18 protein-coding genes are annotated in these 26,789 nt (G+C 57.5%); 7 read left to right on the top strand and 11 right to left on the bottom strand.

Features of this window, described 5'->3' with window-relative positions; genetic code table 11:
* Positions 1–485: TCP-1/cpn60 chaperonin family protein (locus I6F16_RS33720; protein WP_276573569.1), on the top strand; the 485-nt coding region annotated here is incomplete at its 5' end.
* A gap of 723 nt (positions 486–1,208) precedes the next feature.
* On the top strand, positions 1,209–2,789 hold the full coding sequence (locus I6F16_RS33725; RefSeq protein ID WP_225174312.1) for an acyl-CoA dehydrogenase family protein: 1,581 nt from the start codon (positions 1,209–1,211) through the stop codon (positions 2,787–2,789).
* Between the two features lie 1,416 nt (positions 2,790–4,205).
* Here I6F16_RS33725 and I6F16_RS33730 read toward each other — a convergent pair.
* A complete protein-coding gene (locus tag I6F16_RS33730) occupies positions 4,206–5,039 on the bottom strand; it encodes a YopT-type cysteine protease domain-containing protein (RefSeq protein ID WP_225126426.1) in 834 nt (277 codons plus the stop codon).
* A 2,987-nt stretch (positions 5,040–8,026) separates the two neighbouring features.
* Positions 8,027–8,242 (bottom strand): hypothetical protein, encoded by a 216-nt coding sequence (locus I6F16_RS33735; protein ID WP_036015415.1) that lies wholly within the window; start codon positions 8,240–8,242, stop codon positions 8,027–8,029.
* Between the two features lie 1,925 nt (positions 8,243–10,167).
* Between I6F16_RS33735 and trpD the strand changes: the two genes are divergently transcribed.
* The 5 genes from trpD (at position 10,168) to I6F16_RS33760 (ending at position 14,457) form a co-directional block, all read left to right on the top strand.
* Positions 10,168–11,181 (top strand): anthranilate phosphoribosyltransferase, encoded by a 1,014-nt coding sequence (trpD, locus tag I6F16_RS33740; RefSeq protein ID WP_036015426.1) that lies wholly within the window; start codon positions 10,168–10,170, stop codon positions 11,179–11,181.
* 497 nt (positions 11,182–11,678) lie between these two features.
* Positions 11,679–12,029 (top strand): hypothetical protein, encoded by a 351-nt coding sequence (locus tag I6F16_RS33745; protein WP_036015430.1) that lies wholly within the window; start codon positions 11,679–11,681, stop codon positions 12,027–12,029.
* A gap of 95 nt (positions 12,030–12,124) precedes the next feature.
* Positions 12,125–12,523 (top strand): hypothetical protein, encoded by a 399-nt coding sequence (locus tag I6F16_RS33750; protein WP_193375108.1) that lies wholly within the window; start codon positions 12,125–12,127, stop codon positions 12,521–12,523.
* Positions 12,524–12,660: 137 nt separating this feature from the next.
* Positions 12,661–13,953, top strand: a complete 1,293-nt coding sequence (locus I6F16_RS33755) for a peptide ligase PGM1-related protein (protein ID WP_225174313.1) — start codon at positions 12,661–12,663, stop codon at positions 13,951–13,953.
* A 306-nt stretch (positions 13,954–14,259) separates the two neighbouring features.
* Positions 14,260–14,457, top strand: a complete 198-nt coding sequence (locus I6F16_RS33760) for a hypothetical protein (protein ID WP_225174314.1) — start codon at positions 14,260–14,262, stop codon at positions 14,455–14,457.
* Positions 14,458–15,091: 634 nt separating this feature from the next.
* Here I6F16_RS33760 and I6F16_RS33765 read toward each other — a convergent pair.
* From I6F16_RS33765 to nodI, 9 genes are all read right to left on the bottom strand, one after another.
* A complete protein-coding gene (locus I6F16_RS33765; RefSeq protein ID WP_036015434.1) occupies positions 15,092–15,769 on the bottom strand; it encodes a 2OG-Fe(II) oxygenase in 678 nt (225 codons plus the stop codon).
* Positions 15,754–16,977: a GFA family protein gene (locus I6F16_RS33770; protein WP_036015435.1), complete on the bottom strand. Its 1,224-nt coding sequence runs from the start codon at positions 16,975–16,977 to the stop codon at positions 15,754–15,756. The genes I6F16_RS33765 and I6F16_RS33770 overlap by 16 nt, the downstream gene beginning before the upstream one ends.
* Positions 16,978–18,160: 1,183 nt before the next feature.
* Entirely contained in the window at positions 18,161–19,024 is an 864-nt protein-coding gene (locus I6F16_RS33775; protein WP_036015436.1) for an electron transfer flavoprotein subunit beta/FixA family protein, read from the bottom strand.
* Between the two features lie 508 nt (positions 19,025–19,532).
* Positions 19,533–21,350, bottom strand: coding sequence for a nif-specific transcriptional activator NifA (gene nifA / locus I6F16_RS33780; protein ID WP_036045247.1), 1,818 nt, complete (start codon positions 21,348–21,350; stop codon positions 19,533–19,535).
* Between the two features lie 181 nt (positions 21,351–21,531).
* Positions 21,532–22,368: an SDR family oxidoreductase gene (locus I6F16_RS33785; protein ID WP_225174315.1), complete on the bottom strand. Its 837-nt coding sequence runs from the start codon at positions 22,366–22,368 to the stop codon at positions 21,532–21,534.
* A 723-nt stretch (positions 22,369–23,091) separates the two neighbouring features.
* Entirely contained in the window at positions 23,092–24,204 is a 1,113-nt protein-coding gene (locus I6F16_RS33790) for a nodulation protein NodZ (RefSeq protein ID WP_081493936.1), read from the bottom strand.
* A 123-nt stretch (positions 24,205–24,327) separates the two neighbouring features.
* The gene (locus I6F16_RS33795) at positions 24,328–24,774 is read right to left on the bottom strand and encodes a carbamoyltransferase N-terminal domain-containing protein (protein WP_276324974.1); all 447 of its coding nucleotides are present in this window, start codon (positions 24,772–24,774) and stop codon (positions 24,328–24,330) included.
* A gap of 301 nt (positions 24,775–25,075) precedes the next feature.
* Positions 25,076–25,864 (bottom strand): ABC transporter permease, encoded by a 789-nt coding sequence (locus I6F16_RS33800; RefSeq protein WP_225174316.1) that lies wholly within the window; start codon positions 25,862–25,864, stop codon positions 25,076–25,078.
* Positions 25,865–25,867: 3 nt separating this feature from the next.
* On the bottom strand, positions 25,868–26,788 hold the full coding sequence (gene nodI / locus I6F16_RS33805) for a nodulation factor ABC transporter ATP-binding protein NodI (protein WP_225126386.1): 921 nt from the start codon (positions 26,786–26,788) through the stop codon (positions 25,868–25,870).
* Between the last annotated feature and the right edge of the window lies 1 nt (position 26,789).

The raw sequence follows: 26,789 nt of genomic DNA on the forward strand, positions 1-26,789 counted from the left end.
AGGTCGAGGTGAAGGAGCGCAAGGATCGCGTTGATGACGCGATGCATGCGACCCGCGCGGCCGTGGAAGAAGGCATCGTTCCGGGCGGCGGCGTCGCCCTGCTCCGTGCCTCCGAGCAGCTCAAGGGCCTGCGCACACAGAACGACGACCAGAAGACCGGCGTCGAGATCGTGCGAAAAGCACTGTCTTGGCCGGCCCGCCAGATCGCGATCAATGCCGGCGAAGACGGTTCGATCGTAGTCGGCAAGGTGCTCGATAACGAGCAGTACTCTTTTGGCTTCGATGCGCAGACAGGCGAGTACAGCAACCTCCTCTCCAAAGGCATCATTGACCCGGCCAAGGTCGTGCGCATCGCGGTCCAGAACGCCTCCTCGGTGGCCGGGCTGCTGATCACAACGGAAGCGATGGTTGCCGAGCTGCCCAAGAAGGGCGGCCCTGGCCCCGCGATGCCTCCGGGCGGCGGCATGGGCGGCATGGACTTCTGATCCACCTTCTCAAGTTCTCGATGACATGCGAAACCCTGGCAATAATGTCAGGGTTTTTTGCATGGAGCGGCCGGTAGCCCGTTGCCAGCCCCCGAAGGTCCGGCCCATCGGCCTATCTAACGTGCGCAGCGGCAGGACCCCGATTCAAATTTCATGTGCTTCGCGACGACAGTACCGCGTCCGGTACGACGATGGAGCCGGCTATTTTGACGCACGAAGCTGCCTCTGCTCATCCAAATGTTCGAACCCTTGGCGTGCGGTAGACCCGGCGCCGCCTGCCCGCTTTCGACCTCCTTGCCCACTTTCTTTTCCTGTCGCGTAACTGGAAGCGACGAAATGCCTTTCGTGACGTTTCGCACTTACATCTTGTGGCCTAAGGGCTTGTTCGAACCCGGAGAACATTCTCAAAAATCACAAGGTATTTTGCGGAAAGTGCGCCGATTATTCTGCGCCTCATTTGGTCATCGCGGACGGCGCTCCCCTCAACTCCCCTGCTGCGGAGCTCGGGGCATGACATGCTTTAGAATGATCGCACACTAAAGTCGCAAGGCTTGCTTTGCGTCCAATCTATAGGGTATCCGATGGGAATGGTGGGGTGCTTTGCAAAAGAACTCGCCGGCGGGGCGGCCGCAAGACACTCCGGCCCTCGGCAATGTGCCTATACTGCGCCTGCATCCACACTATACCAATGTCTGGCCAAGGTAGCCTCTCGGATGAATTGGCATGAAACGCGGTCAGGATCATTGTGGTCTTATGGCCATGTACACCCAAGTTTACGCTCAATTCGGGGAGACGCAGGAACGCTTAGCTGAAGGGCATGCAACTGCACGATACTCCAGTTTCATCGCTGAGCTCAGTCAGCTGAATTTCGCAGACGCGGATGACCGCCGAGCCTTCCCTCCGACCCTACACAGCATCTTGGCAAGGCATGGACTGTTCGGGCTCACCGCACCAGGAGAGCACGGCGGATTAGCTCTCTCTTTGCAAGAGGCCATCGATCTCATCTCCGCCACGGCATCGTTCGATGTCTCCGCTGCGTCGACCCTCGTTATCCATAACTTCCTAGCTTTGCCCTGCATCGAAGCGGCATCGCACATACCTGCACAAGCCCATATCATTCGGGGTGCAACAAGCGGCGATCTCTGCGCTTTCGCTTTGACGGAGCCTGGAGCTGGTTCTGCCCCGAGACATATAGAGGCTGCGGCTTTCATGCACGAAGATAAAGTGCGTATCTCTGGCCGCAAAATCTGGATCGGCCTTGCTGACTGGGCTCGCTGGATCGTTTGCTTTGCGCGCGCGTCAGGACCCGATGCGAAAGGTCGGCTGGTTGGTGTACTCGTTGACAGACAGGCTCCAGGCCTAAAGGTCACGCACGAGCATCGTACACTCGGCCTACGTGGCATCATTCAGAATACCCTGGAGTTCCAGGACGTCGAGATGCCCCGTTCTTACGTGCTCTCTCGCGATCAAGACGGCTGGGGTGCGGCGGCATCTAGTATGAACCGCGGCCGCATCGGTGTGGCTGCTATGGGTCTTGGAGCCCTTGAGCGCGCTATCCAGGTAGCCGCCTCTTATGCAAGCCATCGTCGGCTTGGTAAACTACGCATGATCGAGAACAGTTACATCGAGCAGCTATTTGGACAGATGGTGCTGCGGCGGGAAGTAGTGAAGGCGATGCTAGCAGCATCCTGCCGACTTGTTTCAGCGCGCGGTGCGCCGAACGTCCACCTTGCGTCGGCGACGAAGGTTTTGTCCTCAGAGTGGTGCGGCCTTGTCGCCGATCAATGCGTCCAGCTGTTAGGCGGCCGCGGCTACGATGAGGGAACGCCTTTGGCCAAAATCTACCGAGACGCTCGCATCCTCCGCATCTTCGAAGGTCCGACTGAGGCGCTCCTATCGCATCTCGGCCGTTGCCTCCTCTCTAAAGCCACACGCGACGAAATAGCCGATCTGTTTCGGTCGATTGGGGCGGCATCAGTCCATGCTGCTGCAATTGACGAGCTCTCCGGGCTGAATGAGACTGACGGTGCCGTGCTGATCTATGCGGGTTGGCTCACCACATTGGGACTGGCAAAAGCTGTCATGTCTGCTGATTGCTTCTCAGCGTCAGATTGCGCCGCAGCGGCGGCTGACCTGGTCAGTTCTGAACTGACATCTCTCCGCACTCGCGTGCCGGCACGACAATCTGTCGAAACTCGCAGTCGGGCTAATAGGACACTCGCCACCTTTCTTCACGATGCGGCTTGCTCCATTCGCTCACCTGTTCTCACAGACGACTACCTTAAATTGGTGCAGTATGTCTGACATCTCCCGCATGTCCGACGTCCTTCCACGCGGTGGTTCCGCGCGCAGCGCGCAACTTCCGTAAGCGGAAGGGTCCGTGAAAACTGTCACGTCTACATGCGGCACGCGCTGCTATGAGGGCCTAACCTTCTCATTCCTGGCGGCACGCCGCGGCAGCGAAGGCTTTCGCGTTAAAGAGCACCCGATACCGCTCCCCGATCGGGGCTGGCGCTCGAGAAGGCTGAGCCGCCTCGATTCGCCACGCGCTGCAAACATCGATAGGCGTGGTGTGGTTTAAGCGTCCTGCTGCCACCTTCTCGCTGGCACATGGCATATGCGAGTTTTCACGACCTCTTAAAGGAGGAGCTTGCGTCTGTACTCAGCGATACTTTTAAGTCAAACTTCCGCTAGGCGGGTGGCGGGGTCAAGACGGGAGGGCTTCCCCCGCACAGGCCGCTTTCGCTTGATGCATGGCGTCGGGTTCGTCAGGTTTCGGAAAGCTCGCCCGTCTACATCGATGTTGAAGTTAGCAGCACGTGGTAGGGACAGCGCTTGCCCCGAGTATGCGTGGGGATTTTGGCGCCGAGTCACGTTTCTGCTAACTTCAACCAGTGGTGCGGGCGTGGCAGAGAGAACATCTGATACATCCAGTCCGACCAGCGCCGAGTCGCGCCCGCGCTGCTTCCGACGTGAGACTGGGATCAGATCCACACTACCGGGCGGCGGTCTTCCAGATCAAGCTCAATGCCCGCATGCGCTCGCTCCGTCGAGGAGAAGGATCTCACCTCGCATTATTCGGCAAGTAAGTTCTCAAACGTAGTCCAGCTCGGCGGAACAATTCGACCGTGAGGCTTGGAACGACGCAGTGCATAGTGTTGTCACTGAGTTAGATCGTGGCTCAGATTTTCACCAAAGCCGGACGCTACGGGAAGTGCAGCGACGCAACAAGGCGCGGGAGCTCGTGGCGAGTGAGGACTCCGTTTGGGCGCCGGTGCGACTGCATGCGGTTGTCGTCGGCTGCAGCTATTTGGTTGGCGAATCAGTACAGAAGAGCTGGCGAGGATTCCGAAGCAGTCGAACTACAGCTTGTGCCAGCTCTGTGGATGCCTGGTCACCGACCTTGGCCCTGAGCGCGATTGGCCGGGCATCGGAACCCACACGAGGAAGTTAGCCTAACGGGCCCTCGATCCTGCTCGAGTGCAAGGGCTTTGAGGCGGCGAAGACGCTGGCTCACGAACTTGGGTGATCGGACGACCTATATCGCCTGAACATTCTCCCCTCTCTGCACTACTTCCAGAGAGCTTCCGTCGAGAGCACCGATCCAACATCCGAAGAACCGCGTCGAGTGCACCATCTAGGCGACGTGGCTGTCCCGCACCGGCCGATGAGGTTCCGTGCGGGGGCATCGGGTAAGGTCCGTTGCAACCTAGGAAGTCCTCACGTCACCCTTTGTGTGACGACAGTCGATATGTACATTTTGTTCGGGGGGCTCCTGTAGCGCTCCGCAAGACTCTTGAATAACTCTCCGACCTCATCTGACGGAACAGAAAATTCCCCATAGTTAGGATCAAAGAGGGTCGTCGTTCCATTCGACGTCACTGTCGCAATCATGTGGGCGCCACCTGCGGCGAAACGCAAGCTTACCAAATACATGGACGCATCCTCGGTGAGCTCCTTCACGATCTGGTCAATGCACGAAGATGTATCAAACCTATATCGCGTCTCTTCAGCAGACGGCTCTAAGCCAGCGTCGCGTAACGTTGTGCTTTTTGCCTGGAGGTTGTGAGACCCTTCCGCGCCATCGTTTTTCAATTGAGCCTTCAGCTCTTCGTACTGTTCCTGCCGACTTGCCGCTGAGCGGTGCTTTTCAGTGTCCGGGAGCAGAGCCCTCATTCGAGATGACGGGCTGCTTGGGAGGTTAAGGAGCCACTCCGCTACCAATCCAACACAGATTCCGTTGACATTGGCTTCGGGCAGTTCAGCAGTCCTGTAATCGAATAGAGCGCGGACAGGGCTATCGGCAGAGGATAACTCCGAGCTGGAGGACAGAGAGGAGCTGTGGCGCGAGTTGCTTGGACTATAAACGATTGACTCTGAGGTATGTGGCTTGCTGAAGCAGAGCCCCATTCTGTCGATCAATTCGCCGGACGGCAGGCTCTCTCGTCGCGCGACTTCAGTGAGTGTTTGCGCAAATTCGCTACTGTCTTCGGGCTTGATCGATCCGTCGGCTTGATCAGCGCGTGTGTATTGGCCATCGAGTCGATTATACATGCTGGTTCACCTGCTTCTTCGGCGCACGCGTCCTCAGGGAGAGCGCGCTGCTTACATCTTGCTGCGGATGATATCGCAGCAAACTGACGAAGAGCTGACCACCAACAAGCCTGGGGAAGCTACCGCTGCGACGGCCAATTGGTTGCACGACAGTGCCACTCACGAGCGGGGCTGCAGGTGTGAGGCAGTGGCCGAACGGCTAGTTACTCTTGCACACTTACGGAGGGCGAGCTTGGAATTGCAGATGCAGTCAGGATGATGGCTACCGCTGGACAGCGCGACCGTCGGTTTGGTGGTCGATCTCACCTTTATCGTGTTGCGCCGCTCGGTCGGCACAACTTCGCCTCCAAGAGTGCGCAATTCGCGTCCCCGTGATCGGCCATCGGCCAGTGAGATGCTGTTGTTGCCGCTGACGTACCTTCAGCACAGATCCGAAAACCCGGTTTGAACACGAGTTACGGTTTTGTTCACTCTACAACAAGTGGCGCAGACATTTCTCTCCCCGGTCAGTGTGCCGTTAGCCGCTCGTGTTTGACGGCGGCATTTCAGGTTCAGCCCGCCTGAACACTGCAACAGTCGAGCGAGCCCGACATACACCCGCATGTGACACGTCATTTCGGGAAGCCGAACCGGTGCCTGTGCACCCGCTCGACCACACCTTGCTCGCATTTTGTTAGCTCAGCCCGTCATGCTGTCGCGTTCATTCGCGCGAACAACGTTGCCGCATCTGAGGGACTTAATCCAACGACGCCTACGAAGCTCGGGGACGGCATCGGAATGTCTCGATAAGTGGGTCTCCACAAGTGAAGGCAATATCGGCTGTTATTCACGTACTTTGAATGTGGCGGATGCAGTTGCATGACGCACTCTTCTTCATCCCAGAACAGGTCTTTCACAAAGCACATCTCGTCCCAGTTCGGACAACGCCGCGGGGTCGAAACAGCGACATGCTCCCAGCCAGGACGGACGAACGCACTTATCTTGAGCTCACACCCACAAGGCCCCTGCACAAGGAACAGACCGGAAGGGCCTGACCCTGGAGCAGTAGCGAACCGGCCGTGTTGCACGCGGCCGGCCTCCAGCTTGTCTATCATCTGCGCTCGCACGCCCGCCCCTTTGCTTCTCGGATAGCCCTGAAGTCTACGTAGATGACGCTGTCTCGTAACAAGTTAACCTGCTCGGTCCTCGGCCCAACGTTCCTAAACCAATCTACAGCGCGCCATCCGCGAAAGCCGTAGATGTCTATCATCACTCACTCTCCTCTGATTATTCCTCTAAGACGTATTGCGCCATCGGGCCGCCGGTTGTCTGAGCGTGAGCGGTACCACTATCTGCACGTAGGGCGAATCGAGCCGGCGATTGCACCTGCCGCTACTTATGTAAGTCCATCATTAAGTCTCTCCGAGGCGAAACAGTTTGTCATCGATGCCAGGCAGTATTCACTGCTCATCGCCGGCAGAACCGCACATCCCGCATGAGCGGACGAAATCGGCGACTCTTGACGCGTCACCTCGTCTTCAATGAATTGGTCTTCATCATGGCACGCTCCCCTGTTGGCGACGACATCTAGATCTCATGATGCTCGCAAAAACCAGTAGTGGCACCAGATAGATCGGGGTTACATTGCTGCTTCGCGAGAGAGTACTTGATCACTCGACGGCCTCCTCGCCAAGGCTGAACAGGCCTAATGCGCCATTTATGTGAAATTGGTTCAGTTTTATGGCTTCCAAATCGGCACACACATAGCCGCGGACGCCGGCATGCTCCGTTCTTCCAAATGAACCGTCCGGCGGATCGCCTGCTATCTTGGTCGTAAGCTAACGGTCAGAAACTATGATTAGTCGATCTCATCGACTGCAACTGCGAATGTCGCCCGATTTTTCCGCATCACTGAGCTGCAGCTCCTAACACGTTGTCTACGGCATGGCGCTCGCGAACCGCTCATCCTTTGCCGCTAATCCGGGTGTTGTTTCCGACATGAATGTCGCGACTCAGACGTCGCACAACGGCTCCGTGTCACCAACCCACCGCATCAAAAGCGCTGCAGACACTTCTACCTCGTGGCATGTCGCTTGCTGTGCTGACAGAACGCGACCTCGCTGTAGCGAGGATGCACGAGCAATGAATCGGCCGAATCGTCGCCGCAACGAACATCGGTTCTGATGCACCATGAAAAGAGGACTGCTAACTTATGAGTGATAGGGGGCATGCAAAGCTTGGCATTTTTCTGTTCACCGGCGCTCAGCGCAATGAAATGACACATTGGCGCGCAACAAAGCGCCCAACGATCAAGCATTTCGGCGCTGATCGTCCCTCCCGGCGAGCCCAGAAAAGGTGGAACTTGTGGCCTCTGGCCGCACTCCTCATAAACGCGCTGCTTTGGGCCGGGATCTACTTAGTCATCGCAGCGTTCTTCTGAAACACTCTCGCGCATGGCAACCGCGCGATGGACTTCTGGCGCCTCTCGCAACCGCGGGTCGCCACGGCTGCGAACAAACTGATGCCAGGGCGCTTCGCGCTGCTACCTGGACATAGAGTGCGGCTGCTCCGGCGGGTGCAAAGGAAATGTCGACGCATGACCCAGATGCCTCGAATTAGCGACACTGATGTGCCGCTGCAGCGCGACGAAGTGCCAAATTGACCTGTAGCAGCTCAACCGTCCGCGGCGAGTGGGATCCGGGCTTGCAAGTGAGGCGCGACGGATCGACTGCAAGTGAGGACTAGTGCCCGTATCACCCTTATGTGAAAGTTAGCTTTCGAGAAGCTGACGAAACAAGGTGACCTGGGGAAACGTTTGGCAGGCGGCCAGCTCGGTCCTCAAGTGCGTGTGGCATAGGACGGTCAGGCGCTTGCCTTCTGGCTTTCTCAACGCTCCGTACAGGCGGCATTGACTTGCTTGCTGAGCGATACCTAGCCAAAGGGTCGGCTAGAGATCGACGGGCTGAGGCCTTCTGGACCGTAGCGACGCTTTACAGCTCTTGCTCGGGCTACGTATCGTCCTCATTCTTGCGCATCTGCCACACGTGGGCACGCCACGCTAACTTGTCGTACTCCAAGGCGATCTTAAGGAGCCTGTCTTTGGCTTTTCCGTCGATGAGCGCTGCCGCTTTCTTTCGCGTTGCTTCCGCGCGGGCTCGCCAGTGATCGGGCTGGTACAGTTTGCTTTTCGGGTTCATGCCGAGAGCATGCAATCCGTAGATCAACGAATTGCGACACCGACGCTCCGTATTATCACGTAGGAGCGACGCTCGTGTTGCCGGCTGCCGAAGCAGTCAGTGCCCAGTCCACAGCAATCATTCAGAAACGACTGAATGCGCATTGCAGACGATGCTCGTACGATGGATGCACAGTCACCGACAGATTCAGACTATTGCTCCCACCAAAAGACTTGAATCGCACGCTGCGTTAGATTGTAGGGTTCTGGACAGGTTTGGATCACCTCTGACAATCAGTCGAGTGGTGACAGTTTACGAGCATTGGGAATGCCTCAAACATCTACAATCGCCCGGGACGACCGAATAGAGAGCCTAACATCATCCAGATGCGAGCCGGCCCGCGATTCATCGAATCTTATTCCTCTTTCTGCTGGACGTAATCGCGCGTTACGACGTCTGCGCGGCCCTGTTCCGATCAACGCAGACTCCGCTGACTCGACGCAAGACGAAACCTACCTCACAGATAACCCCGCCCAACGTCTTCCCATAAAGTGGAACAGAAGCGCGATGACACCTAACATTGTCTCAGCGCGCCATCATGGTCGCTCTTGCAAGGCCGAATGCATCATCAACAACGACATAAGCACATCTGGCCTCTCTGATCTCTATGCTTCGCCAGAGCTGGCCAGGGCCGCGTCGAGCCGGCATCGTGGCGAGCCCGCCGCCACTCATCGGCCGGAGATTAGGCTGACCATAGTACCTCAGGTCATGTCAGGCCGACCCAAGCGATCCTCGAGGCATCGAGGCATGCACTGGCTGCACAATCACAGAAACTCCAAGACGTTCATCTGGTGCGTCGGCGCAGCTGTTAGGACCTCCCCTCTTTCGTAAGGCTCTGCCGGTATGGAAGGTGTCATTCCTGTCGTCCTGGAGCAAATGAAGAGCTCCGTACAGTGAGGACGGCAAACGTAGAACAACGAGCTTGCAGACAGCTAAGCAGATCCGCCTGTTTCCCGGTTTGCAGGTGATGCGTTCCGGGCAGCAAGAACAATAATCAGCTCCTCCGAACTGAAGAAATGTCATGGTTCAAAAACAACGAATTCAGCCGGCCCCGCGCCTGAGACTCTACTACCGCGATATAGCCCTAGGCCTAGCAATGGCAACTGTAATACTTGCGCCGGTCAACGCGCGTGATCGAACGCCGACCGCAGAAGAGAAAGAGGCCTGCATGGGAGACGTGGTTCGCCTTTGTAGCAGTCACATACCAGATCGTACCGCTATTACTGCCTGCCTCAGATCCAAGCAAGATCGCCTCACTCAGCAATGTCGCTACGTGATCTCGGGGCGGGACATCGGCAATAAGAGCAGCGGATCGAAGTGAAGATGCTGCGAGCTGTCCGTCCGACTCCTCTCCAGAAGTCGTCCCAGCTTGACGTGCAGCACGTCACACGAGGGTTCGCCGAACGGCTCACCACCTCATGCGGGGCCGTCAACGGACGCGTCCATCGCGCCTTGGAGGCTGTCATGCGCAGGTTCATTATAGTGAGGCGGGGTCATTTGGTAGAACCAGGTAAGCTCAGCCTGGAATTGGCATAGATTATATTCATAGCACGCGCGGAGGCCGCTCTGCGGCTCCGCCACAGCGGCACCGGAAAGCGAGGCCCTGTGATCCGGCCGAAACATCGACGGCAAGCGGGCGCGAGACAGAGCTATTATCCTCGCATCAAGCAACTCAGTGCTCTGACTAGCCGCCGATTTCCTCTCGAGGGCACCATCGAATGGAGAACGCTTGACCCTGACGTAGCGTCAGGTTGTAGCGTCGCCACGGATGCCACGTTCATCCGACGGCCCGCCAAGGACTCGTGCGGCATAGCGAGTGCGGATAGACCGGCAGCTGCACCAGGGCACCCGGTTGCGAAGACGCGTGGCTGAACGGACGGACCCTAGATTGGATAAGGAACGTGTAAAGTTCGATGGAACCGCTTAGATCGATCATCGGCAAAGTTGCCACCGGCGCCACTCTGACCCGCGAGGAGGCTGCGTCAGCGTTTGACAGCATGATGTCCGGCGACGCAACTCCCTCGCAAATCGGTGGCTTGCTGATTGGGATGAGGGTCCGCGGGGAGACGATCGAAGAAGTCACAGGCGCCGCATCCGCAATGCGAAATATAATGCCCACGGTCGAGACGCGATGTGACCCCATCGATATCGCTGGCACGAGCGATACCGTTATGTGTTCGCTCAACGTATCGACGTGCGCTTCGTTCATCGTCGCCGGGGTCGGCGTTCCCGTCGCCAAGAATGTCAACCGCGCGGCATCTTTGCGATCAAGCACCGCAGACGTGTTGGTACGCCTCGGCGTAAAGGTCGATCTCAAGCCTGAGGCGATTGCACGTTGTGTGCACGAAGCCGACATTGGCTTCATGTTTGCGTCACCCGACTATCCGGCGATGCAGCGCATCAGGCAGATCCGGAGCGTACTTGGAACCCACACGATGTTCAATCTAATCGAGGCTCTGTCGAATCCAGCCAGGGTCAAGCGGCAGATCCTTGGAGTGTTCACTCCCGAATGGGTGCAGCCTCTGGCGCACGTCTTGAAGAACCTTGGTGCCGATTCGGTATGGGTTGTTCATGGCTCGGACGGGCTCGATGAATTATCCCTCACCGACACAAGCTTTGTTGCTGCGGTTGAGGCGGGTACAGTCCGCACGTTCGAAGTCACGCCGGAGGAAGCCGGGCTCCCCCGCTACCGCGCCGATGCGCTGGAGTGCAGTGATGTCGAGGCTCATGCCTTTGCGTTACAAAAAGTGCTTGATGGCCTGCCAGGTCGTTTTCGTGATGCCGCCCTTCTGAATGCGGCGGCCGCACTGGTGGTGGCCGGGCGGGCCTCGAACCTACAGGAAGGCGTGGCGCTTGGACAAGAATCACTTGATCGGGGCGCTGCAGCCGCTCGATTGAATCGCTTGATCGCGGTTTCAAACGCCTGACCTCCGAGCTGGTTGATGCCGCATCCTGGCGATCAATAGTGCAGCTTACGCGCGAGAAACCTGTTGCAGCCGCGAATGCGCGTTAATTGTGCCGATTTCTCATGGAGCGCCCGCTTGCGCAAGTCCTTGTCAAAACAGCTCCGCGCTGAACACTCAGCCCGACAGCCAACATTTGGTGCACTAAAGGGTGTTCGAGCCCCGGTTGCTGAGGTGAGGACCCGCGACGAAGCGTGCGCAACGCGCCAAAGGAGACGAGCGAAGATGGCCTGGCAGAGGATTGAAACACTTGGAACTATCGCAACGATAGAACACATCATTCGGAAGTTTCGGGAATTGATCGATACAGATAGCTCGATCCCGCCGGAGCTGCGGCGTGCGCTGCACGAGACGCTGGATGGGCATCTTCTGGAGGCAAAGCGGCGTGTTCTCCTGAGAGAACATTAGGTCCGGATGCCGTTTACACACGGAGAGACACTGGCAGGCCGGCGTTGCGCTCTATGCCCACGCTCAAAAAGCTTGCGGCCAAGCTTGGCTTCGAGCTGCTCGCTCGTTCAGCGGTGATTCCGATGGCGATTGCTCAGCGCCGCTCATCTCGCCGCGGACTGGCCATCGATGGTGATGGCCTGCATACGCACCCTGACCAACTCTACATTTCGTCCAAACTGGCCGACTGGGGTCATGCGTTGGACACGCCGCCGGCGCGTTCGCCGGATCGCTCCTCCAAGGCCTCAGCCACAAGCTTCCCCCTCAGGGCAGCGCTGAATGCTTGCGACACCAGCCCCTCGGGGGCCCTCTTCGGGCAGCATGAGCTTGGCCACGTTCTCATTGGCCCGCAAAAAGGGGCTTGAATCTGACGTAACGTTAAATCGTAGGCTCTTGAGGTGTTACCCACATGGGTGTGGAAGGACTTCGGATGCCTCAGCTGCGATCCGCGGACCGGTCGATGGTCATGCTCCTTATGCCCGATGGCCCATCGGTCGAGAGGGCTTTGCAGCGAGTTCCGATTGCGGCGCTAAGGGTAGCACGTAACTTTCAATGGTGGGGCATTTCGGATCTGGACGAAGTGGCGGTCGCGTACCGCCCCGCCAGAGAGCCGATAACGACAGAATTGATCGAGGTAGAATTCAATCCGAAGCACCTAGATGGCGCTGCTTTCCTGAAGCTGACGCAAGCCCCTCCTCTGGCGCAGCAGCGCACAAAATCAGTTCGCCGAACCCGCTACCTTCAAGCTGCTTTCCCGCACGTGGCGTCTCGATCGCGCAAAGGTGTGACGGATGGTGGGCCTGCGCAGGTTTTCGAAGTGACCCGGCGTCTTACTCCGCGTGACCAGCGCGGCATCTGACGTTATTGCATGGCATGCTGGAGCAGCAAGTTGAAACACCCGGACGGTGGGGTGGCAAGGCTGTCATGCTTGCCATGACCATCCCATCCTGATCAAGTCCAGATGCCCGGAGGTCGCGAATGCCGCGGATCCTAATTATGAATGCCGGTACGCCTCAGATGTCGGGCGCCCATCTAACAAAGGCTCAACGTTCGCTGGCCGCCAGCTCGGCATACCGTTCAGCGTGGTTTGCTCAGGAGGGCGACCTGATCGTCTCCCCGGTAGTGATCCCGGCGGATCTGTTATCCTTCATTGGCGCGACGCTCGATTTCGATGCATCGAGTCTTCGCCTTGTTGTACCTGCGAGCCGCCAATCGACGATTCTCGATGATTGCACGTTGCTGTCCCAGCCCGTTGTCGAGCGGCTCAAAAGACATATTCGTCAGAAATCCGCCTGGCGATTGTATCCCTGCTACTTTACTGAAGGTGTCGCACGCTTGGCGGCCAAACTTGGCATATCGAAGACCGGGGACGACTTCGCTCTGCAGCGCGGGCCTGATCTTTTGAATCGCAAGAGCCACTTCCGTCAATTGGCAACAAGCGTCGCACTTCCGCTCCCTCATGGATGTGTCGCGACGGACCCAAATGGACTATTCAAAGCGGTCACTGCCCTCAAATCCGAGACCGGCAGGGTCATTGTAAAGTTGGATAATGGAGCTGGAGGAGTCGGAAATGTCATCTTGACCGGCAGCAAAAGCGATCCGCTACCTGGAGCCAGAGATACTCGGATGATTTCGTGGCCGTCGCTTGATCCTGACGCGCTTTACTCTGAGATCACAACAGCATCGTGTAAGACGCTGGTCGTGGAATCATACCACTTGGCCCGATCTTTATTTTATCTCGAGTATGCAATCCAGGATGATGCATCAATCGGTTTTATCAACAGTGGAAACATACGCCTGCGTAAAAGCACAGATCGGTCCGAACGGGCTCTCACCTGGACGGGGCTTGAGCTTCCAAGCGACCTGGAGAACGAGCAATGGTTGACTGCCCAGGAGCATGCCTACCGATTTGTGGCACTAGCGAGAGACCTGGGCTATCGCGGAATGATCAACATCGACGCCATTTTCACAAAAGACGGACGGTTGCTGTTCAATGAAGCGAACGGCCGCTGGGGTGGCGGATCGGTGTTACACAACATTGCGATCCGGCTGCTCGGCTTCGACTATTCCAGCCGCAACGTTATTCTATCTGTAAGAAATGTGCGATCGCCATCCTTTCAAGCGGCGCATGATCGCTTCTTCAAAGAAGGATTCCTATTCGACCGCACACGTAAGGCGGGCGTGATCCCGCTTGCCGCCGACGAGGAGGCTGGTACCGTGGAGTGCGTTGTGATTGCGCCCGACAGGACCGCGGCCCACGATCAGCAACACCGACTTTTGAGTTCCTAGGGAGAACATCTCACACGCTCAATTCACTGCCCCGTTCCAAAGCAGCGCTTTCTCAGCCCCTAGATAAAAGGGAGCAAAGTCAGAGCAAATGGGTTCGGCGCTGCGGCCGGCTGCCCTCGCTTCAACGCCGGACACGGCGAGAGGCTAGGCTGTGATCGCTAATGCCAAACGTCGGATCCTGATCGTGCCCCTGCGCGGGACATATTTCTCGCCCAGCTGACCGCTCGCTGCAACGGGCTATCCTGCGCAACGGCATCGGCCAGGCGCATTGCGTCCATCAATCCCACGTTGCAGAATATTAGAGTCATGCTCAAGCGGCTGCGCTTGCAACCAGTGACTTTGCAAGTGAAACAGCGCGGAACCGATCTTCGGGTGAGGGTTATGGCGAGTGAGACCTTCGTCAACCGGCTGATCGCAAAGCTGAACAGCGATGCCTGGCCTAGAGCTCTTACGCAGATGCTCATTGAGGCTGTCAATACCAGTAGCATACTTCTGACCAGCTGAGCTGTGCCACTTATTTTCCTTGATGATAGGCGACTTGCATACTCTCAAGAGGTCGGTTTCATCGGCGGAGGGATTCGCCTGGCTTGCGACGATACGTGTCCGCCCGCGAGGCGCTCAGACGACGGAGTGCGGCAAGGATGACCCGCTCGCCGGAGTTTTGAACTCTGCTGCATCGCTGCCAGTGTCGTAGACACGCGGCTATGCCCTTCTTCTGGTTCTACGCGAGCCATCGTCCAAATCTCAGAAGAGAGTCCACATCAGGCTTGGCAGTACGCTCCTTGAACCCGGCCCTGATGCGTGCCCGGCCTTGACAGCTCGATAAGAGACGCATCTCGAAACGCGAGAGGCTCGCCACTACCGCTTGCGAAAACCCAGGCCGTCCGGGATACACCATCGCGCAGCGCCGACGCGCCTCCCTGGTCTCACCCTAGCGACGAAGATGGCCACAATCACCGAGCAATCTTTGCTCGGAGGCGCGTAGTGGCCTATACATGGATCAATGTTAAGCAAGGCTTCCGACCAGAATTGTCGCAGACCTTACGACAACAGCTGACCACAAGATGAGAAATGAAATAAGTTCCCGGAGAACTCGCCCGCCACCCGATTCTCAGAGAACCATATCAGGCGCGCTACCTCATAGCCGAGCGCCGGAACTTTCGATGATCCGGCGGTTCGCGCCGCCGCGTTTTGAACAGAAGTAGACGAGAGATCGGCGCTCCCCGCTCGACACCGGCTTTACTTCATGCCGGACCTTACAGGTTGTGACAAGCACGGCGCCAAATGGCGGTCGGAATACGTGCTGTTCGTGCCTAGTAGGATATACCACGAACTCCCCCCCGTCGAAGTCTCTCGCTAGCTGCACAATCACCGAGTACTCGAAATCCGGATCACTCTCCGCATCCAAATGGATGCCAACAAAGGACCCGGGCGGCATACGATGCATTTGGCATCGGCGAACCACGTAATCTGAGGATGCCCCGAAGATCTGTCTCAGCGCGAAGCTGCGGTCTTTACTTTCGATTAGCTCCATGATCTGCCCTGAAGCTGTACCACTCACGTTGCTAGGCCTGTGGCCGGGTGGAGCTACCCTCACGCGCTTCACAAAGACGCTGTGGAAGTCGCCGGCATCTCCCTCCCGCACTTCTTCTTCCGGAATCTCAGCCTGCAGCTGATCGATCTTGGCCAAGTCGGCTTGGGTGAACAATATCTGGGGAGCGATCACGGCCGTCCCCTTTACCAACAGCTCTACGCGGTACTTTGTCAGCACTTCTTCTGAAAGCAGGCGGGATTTATCACTCATTGTGCGCGCCATGCGAGCTCACTCCTTTGATCTTCGAAGCAGGACTCCGGGTCCTGGTGCATTGAGACGAATGCTTGCTCCCAATGCTCGCCATCGAACTCGGTTATTCTTACGCGTGCGATCGTGCTTCTATCCAGGCATCGAATATTCACGCTGAACCCGGATGGGTTCGACCTCGGCCTATAGAATGGTTTTACCCCACAGAGCCGGCAAAACGTGTGCCGAGCAATGTTCTTGTTGAACTGATACGTAGTGAGAAATTCTTCACCGCGCTCGATGCGTAGCTTATCGCCAGTTACGAGCAAGTGGATAAACCCAGACATTTGACAAATCGAGCAATTGCATCGAACTCCAGAGAGCTCTCGCGGCGCTCTGACGTAGAACTTGATAGAGCCACAATGGCAACGGCCATGATGTTGGATCTCCGAGTGATCATCTCCCGTGCGCGCCGCAATTCCGATGAGATCGCGGCACCACTGGACGCTGATCCGATAGGCTCTAAAGAATTCATCCAAAAAGCGACCACTACGGTCAGGCTGCACAAGTTCACCAATCAGCCGGCCTGTCATTTCTCCGTGGTACTTCTCCGCGGGATCTTCTCCGCCGACATGGCTGCGAAAATACTCAAGATCGTCCGGCTGCGCTTTAAAGGTTTTGGCCAGAGTGGTCCACAGCGACTGGATCATGTCCGCAGCATGTAGCTCAAAAGCTACCATGTAAGCGCAACGAACGAGGGAGTCTTTCGAGGACAATCCGGCATAGAGAGAATGCAGGTACTGCTTCGTCCTAGAGGTATAGTTGGGCAGTATTGCTCGGCCGAGTAGTTGGGAGGCATCCTTTTTCAACAGGTTGGAGTGAAAGTTTTTCGTCAACAGAATATCCGGTAGCGCGGCCTTGCCCCCCTGGAGAATTCGGCCATGGCCACCGGTCTCATCCCAACAGATAAAGTTCGCGACCACGCTGGTCAGCTCAATGTCTCGCGCAATATCCCGATTGTGATGCATTGCATCAAATATGAGGTCCCTTTGGGACCCCGCCTGCAGGTACGGGAACGCCTGTGACATCGCCAGATATTCGGGCAGCAGACTGGCTACCTGATCTTCGGACATCTGCGCGGCGAACGGATGCGGGCCGAACAAGGCTCGCGCTTGCTCGGTCAGGTACTCGCAGCATATCTTCGGAGGCTGATCCGCTGCAGCTCGAGACGCTTGAGATGTCATGTGACCCCTGCAGATGAGAAGCGAACGGTCCCTGACGGAGCAACTTCGTGTCCGGGCCAACCATTAACCGTCCTGGGTTTCATCGGCTTCGAAGGGCCAATGATCGCGTTCACCTTCCAGGCGAACTTTCGGTAGTTTCCTTCGCGATGGCAGACAGCGCCATGCTCAGTCCAACTCATGAGCATTGAAGGAATGCGTTCAGTATTGGAGCGGCGGGAATCCGATCGGATTCCCGTCCACGAGCAGTCCGACGCCGCAACGCCCGCCACGACCAGCATTCGCGCGGAGACTCATAATGGATACTGCGCCGCCCACGCCATTTTGATGCTAATGTCGCGTGCGCGAGTGGCGTGCCTGGCCGCTCGGCGCGCTTGCAGCTTTCGCGATGTTGGGCGAATGGATCAAAGCCTCGCGGTTGCTGCTCCCGCCATTTCGTCGAACCGCTGTCAGCCTGGGACAGAATTGTAGTCTCCAATTTGTACCTATGATGCTCTTAAGTCCTTTGGAGGCTGGTGTCATACCGCTGCTGGCGGCACAAAGCATCTCACAGAGACCCTCGCCCGTTCTTCGCGTTCGCGATGACCGCCTCTAAGTTCTTGGTGGCTCACAGCAATCATCATGCCAACTGTTGAATTCGCTCCGTAGGATCTGACCAAGTTGATAAAACGGTCGTGACGCCTCCTCATTGCGAGTGTATCGAACTTCAGAGCCTGCGCGCCGCTGTCAGAAAGCAAACAGCGAAGAGCCAGCGGCCGCTCAAATGCGTACAGGTCTGCTCAATCGCGGAGATTGCTTCAAAGGCGACGCATAGGTTGACTCTGCGCTCCGAAGCCAGCGACAGCGCTTTGTGCGTGCAGACGGCAGCGCTAGTACGGTGACCCGGGTCGCTGACTATTCAGTCTTGGCTCGTGCCCGTTACGTGAGAAGCAATGGCCTTCCACGACCTCCAACACGGCCGAACGGGACCCTGGAACATGCGCAGGCCCCTTTGTCTGTGCCCCGACAATCCCGCGCGACTCCGTTGTAGCATAACGTGGTCTACGGAACATGCGGCCCCGCTGCTCGCGATATCGACGGATACCATTGGCAGACGCTATTGGTAGCTGGCCGAGATGCGTCGGCACTTGTTGTGCGCTCTCCGACACGGGTGCGGCGGTGATACATTCCTCGGGCGTATCCACTATCATGGCCTGGACTCTCCGGATCGAGCGTCACGAGCAAGTGCCGCAAGATCGGGTTCGAGCTTCGGTTGAAGCGAGAAAATTGCGTCTATCAACGCCTGCGCCGGTTGCTCAGCGGCCTCAACCAGCGCCGCCCTCTCGGCCCGCGCAGAGGGAGCGAACACACGCTTAACGACCGTCGGCGAGCCCTTGAGGCCGCAGTTGGAGGTGTCTTCGACACCGGCTTGTTGCGCGCTCCATTTCACGATTTGGGCACGCGCTGCACGCAAGGCATCCGCCATCGCGCCGCGCCGGATCTGATTAGTCGCCTCAAGCATGGTGACGAGGCACGGCAATTTGGTTTGCAACACCTGCACACCTCCTTCGCAGCGTCGTTCCACTTCAATCGTTTGAGCGGCGAGGTCCAAGGATCGGATCTTCGCGACGTAAGTTAGCTGCACTACGCCCATTCGCTTTGCGATGCCGGGCCCTACCTGCGCAGTATCGCCGTCGATGGTCTGCTTTCCCGTGAAAATGAGATTCGTCGGGCGATAGTCCTTACCGATTTTCCGGATGGCGGTTGCAAGTGCATACGTTGTGGCCAGTGTGTCGGAGCCCGCAAAGCAGCGATCGGTGAGTAGGACGGCGCGATCAGCACCATAAGCCAGCGCCTTTCGCAAGGACTCTTCTGCCGATGGCGGTCCCATGGTAAGCACGGTAATTTCGCCGCCGAATCGATCGCGCACCTCCAGCGCGGCCTCGAGCGCGAAGAGGTCATATGGGTTGATGATGGTCGGCACTCCCTGGCGCATGATTGTATTGGTCACGGGGTGAACACGGATTTGCGCCGAGTCCGGAACCTGTTTGATGCAGACGACATTGTGCACGATGTTGCTCCAACAGTTGCGATAGCTACGAAGAGAACAGCAAGTGTTGTACCATCGCCGCCGTTTCGGAATCGGCTCGCTGTCACAAGGGCTTAAAACGGGCGATAAGTCGCTCCAGCCCGCTCTTCCTGACGAACGAATGCCGACACAAGTCAGGGCACCAACAACGCGGTTCCGCTCGTCACGCCAGCCGAGAGACGCAAGGAATGCTCGCAGGCTAACTGCCGCGAACCACCTGCGGGCATCGGACCGATCGACGGTTAAGCATTGCCGCTCACACGTCCGCAGAATAGGGATAATAGCTTATTACATGTTCGAGCTACCGACGGTTCGCGATTGTATGGTGCGCAGGTGAGGCTCTGTAACTCATGGCGCACAAATCCATGTTGCGCGCGCGCCACGTCGTCGCCGCAGGCCGGCCCATTCCCTTCAGAGGGCGTAGATTGCCTCTTCGGAATCATTCTTCAACTATCTGTTTGGCAGCAGAAGTTCCGGCGGATGTGGTTCTTCAGAACCGCTTTATCTCAACTCCGTATTTTCGCAGCGCATAGCCGATTTGGCGCGGGGTTAGTCCGAGTAGGCGCGCTGCCTTGGCCTGCACCCAGCCAGATTTTTCCATGGCCGCAATGACACGCTCGCGATCGGTCATGCTCGAACCACCAACGAGAACTGTGCCGGCAGGTGCCAGTGGGGCCGATTCGCAGACAGACTGCGGTGGCAACGTCGTTTGAGCTAGCGGAATGATGGACTTTGCAGGCATCGGCTGCATGGGTACCGCCACGTCGGTCTTGTCGTTCGATGTGCTTTTCCAGAGCATCATGGAAAGGCACTGGCCTTGGGAGCATGCAAAGTCACTTCTCACAATCGACGGCCCGGTACACAGCGTCGCTGTTCGCTCGATGCAGTTTTCGAGTTCGCGAATATTTCCCGGAAACCCGCAGTTCATCAGTACATCGATCGCACTCGCCTCCAGGGTGAGCGTACGGCCGTTCTCGCTGTTGAACTTTCTGAGGAACTCTCTGGCTAGCAGCGGAATATCAGTGCGTCTTTCGCGCAGCGGCGGCAACAACAAGGGAACTACGCTAATACGATAGTAGAGGTCCGCGCGGAAGTCGCTCCTTGCCACAGCCTCTTCAAGGTTCTTATTGGTCGCAGCTATGACTCGAACATCGACCTTAATCGTGTGATTGCTGCCGACGCGCTCGAACTCCTGCTCTTGCAGAACTCGCAGCAACTTCGCCTGGAACGGAGCTGAGATCTCTCCGATCTCATCCAGAAATAGCGTCCCTTTGTCAGCAAGCTCGAAGCGCCCCTTGCGCGAGCTGACCGCACCGGTAAAGGCACCTTTCTCATGGCCAAACAATTCCGATTCCAGGACCGTCTCGGGCAGCGCCGCGCAATTCAGTTTAACGAACGGTCGTTTAGCACGGGACGAGGACTCGTGAATTGCCTTGGCTACGAGCTCCTTGCCGGTGCCGGATTCGCCACGCAGCAGAACCGTGCTGTTCGATTTGGCTACAACCGCAATCTTCTCGAGCAGCCCGCTCAGCGCGGCGCTGTCGCCAATAATCCCGTGGGCGTGAAGCTTCTTGCGCTCGCGAGCGACCACCCCAAGCTCAACTACCTTCTGTGGCTGGTCTTTGTCCACTAACAATCGTTCGCGATCGCAGGCGAACAAGCGATGTAGCTTCACTGTTTGTCCCACCAAGTCGGCGACCATAGCGAGCAGCCGCGCATCGTACTCGAGCCGAAGACTGGAACTATCGTCCTGGATACGGTCTACCGTCAGCGTACCAACGACCCTCGCTTCGATACGAATAGGAGCCCCAATGAACGATACGCGCACGCTGTCGGAGGCGCCGAGAAGCTCCCGGTCGGCAGCGCTGAAGGCCGGCTCGCCGGCTACGCTCTCGACAACAAGAGGCCCGTCTGTCGCTACGATCTGGGCGATTGCATTCTGCGGCAGCCACGTGCGGTAACGTTCGTCACTGCCTTCGCTCCAGCCGGCGCGAACGGTAATTTCCGGGATGCCGTCATCGCGGAATAGTGAGACGATGCCGTGTCGCATCTGCACAAACGATTGCAGCAGGCCAAGGACCTTGGCCAACGTGACTTCGAGCCGATCAGGAGCGCTGACTACTTTCGATATTTCGAAGATGCCGGCCAGCGCGCTCTCATACGACGGCTGCCCCGAGGGATTACGCTCCGGCTCCGGTTGCGAGGTAGGTCGTTCGCCCGAGGATGGGATATGCAGCATGAGCCTGTCTCCGTTGTCTTGATTATCCTCCCTGGAGTCATGCTGGGATTGGCGAGCTTCGTTTTGCATGTCACTCTCTGATCTAGCCCCACGTGTTGACGGGATGACATAGAACCGTGACACCTTATTATGGCACGACACGAAACTTGCAATGTGCCCTCGTTTCACTTTTTGCGGATCGTGCGCGTCGTCAGCGGAGAACATACGTGCCGCTGCAGGACACGTCAGCTGCGTCGCCAGAGCGGCGGCTTTACAAATGCTGCCCGCCATTGATCGGCACCTCGGCTCCCGTGACATAACTCGCCGCATCCGAGCACAGGAAGAAGATGACCTTGGCCACTTCATCCGGGGTCCCCACTCTGCGCAGCGGGATACTTGGCACGAGACGGGCTTCCGTGTCCGGCGATAGCATGTCGGTCTTGATTTCGCCGGGTGCGATCGCATTCACGCGAATGCCATGCGGCGCATAATCATAGGCCAGCTCGCGTGTGAGGCTCGCAAGCGCCGCTTTCGACGTCGCATAGGCGCTACCGGCGAATGGGTGCACCCGTGAGCCTGCTATTGAAGTCACATTTACGATTGATCCTGACGCGGCTCTTAGCTCGTCAAACAGACCCTGCGCCAGCAGGATCGGAGCTACCAGATTAAGATGAAACACCCCCATCCAGGTCTCGGTTGACGTGGTCAACGACGTCATCCGATCGCCAGTGGGCGTTTTCGGCGAGACCCCGGCATTATTCACCAGCGCGTGCAAGGGCGCACCAGCCAAGCGCTTCTTGACCTCGGTGATCGCACGCGGCAGCATTCGATGATTGCTGAGGTCGATCTGGAAATGATCGTCATTCCCTGCCTCCCAGGAGCATCGCTCGCTGTCGAAAGGTTGGCGCGCGCAAGAAATGACACGCCAGCCCGCCTCCGAGAACAGCTTGGCAGTGGCATGACCAATTCCGCGCGATGCCCCGGTGAGCAACATCGTCTTTTGTTCTCTACGATTATCACGCGCTTTATCGGCGTAAACGAGGCAACCCAAATGTGTTTCGGCCAGCGGCTCTCTAATCAGATTGTCATTCGGCAGATCGAGATCCAAGGCCGCCTCCTCTACTGCTAGGCCAGCGGACGATTAGCAGGATTTGCGCCACTGCGGTGCAGATAAATCACCTCCATTTTGCGTCCTAACGTCGCGCACGCCGAACACTTGGCCGATTTCAGACAGCCGTGGGTGTGCTTTGTGACAACAATGGCAAATCAGCTACGTAAGCTCTCTAGCACACTCGCCTGCTTCATCACAGGGGACGGACCGCGCTCGCTTTCTTGATCGCGCAACCGAATGAGCTGCGGCTTGTCGCCGCCTCACCGAAGTCAACGACCGCTCGGGAGCGACCACGGACATTTTGCCGTGCTAACTCCAAAACTGACGTACCCGCCTCGCACGTCAGATTTGTCATTCGTCGATTCTGTTTGTCGCACCCCTGGGCAGAACTCGGGATATCGCTGGACGGGTTGGCTCCAGGCACGAGCTGGCGAACTGATATGTTCATCCACGCTCGAGCACTGATCAGCTCCGATTTGTCGCTTACCGAAGCATGACGACGACGTGTTCCGTCTGATTAACGCTGCGCAGCACTTTAGGGCGGTTGTTATCGACGTCATGGCTCAAGCCAGGGCACCCGGCCGTCGCTTCGTTCCGCTCTTCGCTGCAAGTTCTCGCCAACAGCATCACGTTGGGCAGACGATTGTTGCCTGTACAAGAACTGGCAGTACTCTTGGATGCAAAGAGCGACAATCAGGTCAATCAAGCGCGCTACAACTTTCATGAAGTTACGAGCTCTTGCGAGTTGTCTTCGACCAAGATCAACCTGCTCGGATCGTTCAACTCGAACTCTATAACGCGTGGAGCAAAGAGACGCGCATAGCGCGTGAAGGCGCTCGTTGGGGGAAAACGGATCACCGTGTCGCAGCGCGCAAGGAGATACATCTCAGTGAGGGCAGAAAAGCCACCCTCGGCTCCGAGGGCGGCGTTGTGCAACGGGCCGGCGTGAGGCGCCTGGAACTGTTTTGGAATCGTAAAAACATCGGGAAGTATTGCCGACATCTGCTCAAGGATGAGCGCGCTGTCCGTGCATAGGAACGCCCTCACAGGCTTCGCATGTGGTAACGCCCTCGCCTTGTCAATGGCATTACAGACCTGTCGAAAGGCGCGCTCCGCGTCCGCCCAGTAGGGAGCATGCCCCATAATGTCCTCACCGTTGCCATGCCGGACATGAATGCCGATCACGCTGTACGGCTCAAAGTGCTCGCGGTAGATAGCATCAATCCGAGCCTGAATTGCAGCTCGCGGCTTGATGCTCCGAAAGATCTCTCGCTCCGCCTCCTGATCGCAGCGCCACATCAGGCAGGCATCACACACAACCGTGTTAGCGTCACTATCGCTCTGACTTTGGAACAGTTGATCGAGTTGGTCGCGTTCACGGAAGATCTGCTCGTCCGGGCGGTAGACGCAATCGATAGATGGCTTGTTCCACCATACCGGAAAGAATGGTCCCGGAAACGAACGTTTGTTGATGTCGTCGTCGCAAATCACCGGCACGCCGGCAATGTCTTCAACCGGTTCGAAGAAGACCGGAAAGGCATTGGTGAATGGTTCATCAAGATAGCAAGACCCCCGCCAATCGATGGCTAGCGTCCGCCCTGTCTGCTTTGCAAAACGCCAAGCTGCCGCCAGGGACCACAGACAGTCGCCAAAACCCGTACGCCGCCGGGACACTACGAACCGATCATTCATCGCACCGCTAACCATCTCGATTGCCTTTTCGCGCGCTCCTGGTTGGACAAAAGACATCGATACAGACATCTCGGGTCTCTTCTCGCCCGGCGTCACAGTCTGAAATTGCGGTTCCGGCGATCTGCGTCGGTAGAACTTCATAGCAGGGCTATCCGTGATGGCCGCGTCCTCTCAACACTTTCTGTCCTTTCTTTAGCGGTGTTGCATCTACCTGCCCGAAGTCCGATGCCCAATACTCCCTGTGCGTCGGATGGAATGGTCCCCTCACATGCAGGCATAGGAGGCGTGGCCACATGCGCTTCGTGGTGCTTCACCAAGGACTCGGGACGGATCGATCTCTGCCCCGAACTCCCCTGCCAGCAGCTGCCGCAGCAACAGTTTGGCGTCCAACGTAACCGGCTGAAACACAACAGGACGCTCGAGCGTGGTTTTGCAATAAGCTTCAGTCGCGTAGAACGCGATGCGGTCGATCTCCCCGAGCTCGACTCCTGCGGTAGACAGGCAGTATCGGATCGAGTTGCTAGGGAGCTTGTTGGATGGCTTGACACAGTTGAGGCGCTCGTCTTCGACAGCAGCAATTACGCGGTGATCCTGCACAAGAACCGCAGCGCCATCGTGAACAGATCTATTCGGCAGCTCCGGAGAGCTTTCATGGATTTTATCAAGGTCACAACTCAGTCCCGGGCACAACATCCCGTTCTCCATCGTCATGAGGGGAAGGCCAACTGCCGTCCCACCGAACTAACCTATACAGTCACGCTCCGCCGCTGCGGGGCCAGACAGCACAACACGACTTTGCAAGGTCTGTCTCGGCGCGTAGCGACAGGCGCTCAGAAATAGGGTGCTGGCGTCCGATGCAGACGGACCGAACAGGCGGCCATAGAGCTGGCTTGATCACGGCCTCTTAAGGCCGTTGCAGAAGCCGCTGTAACAGACCAGGCCGCTCGCGAGCTACCGCGGAAGGACTCATGACACTGCATCGATTGACTTTCTCCCTTTCGCTCAACTCACGTCAACGCAGCAGGCGCCGCCGAAATAGTGCTGTCGACGCGAGAAATGGCAAGACCGCGTAAACACAGAGCGCACCTACGTGCAGGGCGGCACTGTCGGCGCCGCGCTCAAGCATCGTTGGACGAATAAGGTCGACCGAATGTGCGAGCGGCAACAAGCTGGCAAAATGCTGAAATGAGTCGGGCAGTTGGCTCGTCGGAAAGACTGCGCCACAGAGAAACACCATGGGCGTAAGGACGAGCGACTGGTAAAACACGAAGTAATCGTAAGTTGGCGCAAGAGATATGACGACCATTGCCAGGCTGGCGAAGACAAGGCCGGTAAGGGCGACTGTTGGTATCGCACAAAGAATGGACGACCAGGATGCATAACCCAGCGCGGCAGCGACAATCCCGATTGCTGTCCCGGCTAGAACGGACTTACTGGCCGCCCACACCAACTCACCTAGAACGATATCTCCGAGCGTGAGCTGTGTGAACAGAATTCCCTCCCAGGTGCGCTTGACACCCATCCTAGCAAAGGCCGCATACAGCGTTTCAAAGGTCGCTGATGTCATCGCGCTGATTGCGACCATACCAGCCGCCAGAAAGGCAATGTACGAAGTCCCCTCAACCCGTCCCACGACGAGTCCGAGGCCAAAGCCAAGGCCCAACAGATTGGTGATGGGGTCTGCGAGATTGCCGAGAATCGATGCAAGCGCGACTTTCCTCCATGCCAGGAAGTTTCGTCGCCATACCGCGATCCAGTTGTACGCGTTAGCCGGCATCAACGATGCATAACCTTCATCCATCGCTCATTTCTCCATCTCGCGCCCGGTCAACCGCAAGAACACGTCTTCGAGATTCGCGGGGCGCTGCAGTACGCGAAGGTCCGCTTGCCCGCGCAGGTGCACGCGGACTTGCTCCGGATATGGCGCGTAACAAAAGAGCGTCTCTCCACTCACTTCGATATGGCGCGCATAAGGCCTGATCAGCTCTCGTAGTTGATTGACATCACCGCCATAGATCTCGATCACGTTGCAGCCGATATGCTCGTCGATCAAGGCGTCTGGCTTGCCTTCGGCGATTTTGCATCCACTCTCAAGCACGCATAGCCGATCGCACAGGCGCTCGGCCTCTTCCATGAAGTGAGTGGTCAAGAGGATCGTCTTGCCACGCGCTAGCAGGGCCCGCAGGCGTTCCCACATCAGGTGGCGTGCATGCGGATCTAGCCCAGTGGTCGGCTCGTCCATCACGAGCAGATCTGGATCATTAATCAGGGCACGCGCCAGCGTCAGCCGCCGCTTCATGCCACCGGACAACTCGGAGACACGCACGTCCGCTTTGCTTTCAAGGCGCGCAAACTCAAGCAGCGAGGGTGCAACCGCCTCGATCCTGCGAGTGCTCATGCCGAAATAGCGGCCAAACACAAGCAGGTTCTCTCGCACAGTGAACTCGAGCTCAAGGTTGTCGAACTGCGGCACCACCCCGACGCGCACACGCGCCGCACGCGCGCGGGAAGGCACAGGCTCATCGAGGACTGTAATCTTGCCTCCGTCGGGCGAAATCATGCCGAGGAGCATGCGCGCAATCGTACTCTTGCCAGCTCCATTCGGCCCAAGCAGTCCAAAGCACTCTCCGCGCGCAACCGAGAACGACAGGTCGTTGACGATAAGCTTGTCGCCAAATGACTTCTTTACACCGGCAAGGTCGATCGCCACAGTGGACATGTTCATC

Origin of the sequence: Bradyrhizobium sp. IC4060 (assembly GCF_020193715.1) — a bacterium.
In the GTDB taxonomy this organism is placed as follows: Bacteria; Pseudomonadota; Alphaproteobacteria; order Rhizobiales; family Xanthobacteraceae; genus Bradyrhizobium; species Bradyrhizobium yuanmingense.